At 70.9% G+C, this 1,946-nt stretch carries 1 protein-coding gene; it reads right to left on the bottom strand.

Annotation, left to right across the window (positions count from 1 at the left end):
• Positions 1 to 145: 145 nt before the first annotated feature.
• The coding region (locus tag ACFV5N_RS27460) for a valine--tRNA ligase (protein WP_385605145.1) at positions 146 to 1,946 on the bottom strand (1,801 nt) is incomplete at its 5' end.

The following is a 1,946-nucleotide window of genomic DNA, read 5'->3' on the forward strand; positions in this document are numbered from 1 at the left end:
GTGCCGCCGGGTGTCGCCGTCCTGCTCGGCGACAACCCGGCGGCCAGTACCGACTCGCGGGCCGTGGAGCCCTCCCCCAGACTTCGTCCGGGGGTACCCCCACCGCTGGACCGGGTGCTGGGGCGGGTGGTGTGGCGCCCCGGGCTCAGCCGGGAAGGTTCGCCAGCTGGGTGGTGAGGCGGGCGATGTCGGCCTCGGCGGTCGCCTTGCGGGCCTTGATCTTCTCCACCACCTCGGCCGGGGCCTTGGCCAGGAAGCCCTCGTTGCCGAGCTTGGCCGTGGCCTGCTTCAGCTCCTTCTCCGCCAGGCCCAGGTCCTTCGTGAGCCGCTTGCGCTCGGCCGCGAAGTCGATGGCGCCCGACAGGTCGAGAGCCACGACCGCGCCCGCGACCGGCAGCGAGGCGGTGGCGGCGAAGCCGTCCCCGGCCGGGGTGAGGCGCAGCAGCGCCCGCACGGCCTCCTCGTGCGCGGCCAGGCCCGTACCCGACAGGTCCAGGGTGGCGGGCACCCGCTGGCCGGGCTGGAGCCCCTGGTCGGCGCGGAAGCGGCGGACCTCGGTGACCAGCTTGCGGACGGTGGCCAGTTCGGCCTCGGCGGCCTCGTCCCGGTAGCCGGAGTCCTGCGGCCAGGTGGTGATGACCAGCGACTCGCCGCCGGTGAGCGTCGTCCACAGCTCCTCGGTGACAAAGGGCATCACCGGGTGCAGCAGTTTCAGTGTCACGTCCAGGACTTCGCCCAGGACGCGCTGGGACACCTCGGCGGGCCGCCCGCCGGCCGCGAAGACCGTCTTGGACAGTTCGACGTACCAGTCGAAGACCTCGTCCCAGGCGAAGTGGAACAGCAGGTCGCTGGCCTTGGCGAACTCGTAGCCGTCGTAAGCGGCGTCGGCCTCGGCGACGACGGTGTTCAGCCGGGACAGGATCCAGCGGTCGGTCGCCGACAGTTCGGCGGCGTCCGGCAGCGGGCCCTCCACGGTCGCCCCGTTGATGAGGGCGAAGCGGGTAGCGTTCCAGATCTTGTTGGCGAAGTTCCGCGAGGCCTGGACCCAGTCCTCCCCGATCGGCACGTCCGCGCCGGGGTTAGCGCCCCGGGCCAGGGTGAACCGGACGGCGTCGGCGCCGTACGCGTCCATCCAGTCCAGCGGGTCGACCGAGTTGGGGTTGGACTTGGACATCTTCTTGCCGTGCTCGTCGCGGACGAGCCCGGTGAGCGCGATGGTGTGGAACGGCTCCTTGCCGTCCATCGCGTACAGGCCGAACATCATCATCCGGGCGACCCAGAAGAAGATGATGTCGTGGCCGGTCAGCAGGACGTCGGTCGGATAGAACTTCTCCAGGTCCTTGGTCTTCTCGGGCCAGCCGAGGGTGGAGAAGGGCCACAGGCCGGAGGAGAACCAGGTGTCGAGGACGTCCTGGTCCTGGGTCCAGCCCTCGCCGCTCGGTGGCTGCTCGTCCGGGCCGACGCACACGGTCTCGCCGTCCGGGCCGTACCAGACGGGGATGCGGTGACCCCACCACAGCTGGCGCGAGATGCACCAGTCGTGCATGTTGTCGACCCAGTCGAAGTAACGCTTGGCCATCTCCGGCGGGTGGATCGCCACCCGGCCGTCGCGCACGGCGTCACCGGCCGCCTTGGCCAGCGGCTCGACCTTGACCCACCACTGCATGGACAGCCGGGGCTCGACCGTGGTCTTGCAGCGCGAGCAGTGGCCCACGGAGTGCAGATAGGGGCGCTTCTCCGCGACGATCCGGCCCTGTTCGCGCAGCGCCGCGACGATCGCGGACCGGGCCTCGAACCGGTCGAGTCCTTCGAACGGGCCGTGGACGGTGATGACGCCCCGCTCGTCCATGACGGAGAGCGAGGGCAGGTCGTGGCGCTGCCCGATGGCGAAGTCGTTGGGGTCGTGGGCCGGGGTGACCTTGACCGCGCCGGTGCCGAACTCGGGG

This window comes from Streptomyces sp. NPDC059853, from assembly GCF_042731495.1.
In the GTDB taxonomy this organism is placed as follows: domain Bacteria; phylum Actinomycetota; class Actinomycetes; order Streptomycetales; family Streptomycetaceae; genus Streptomyces.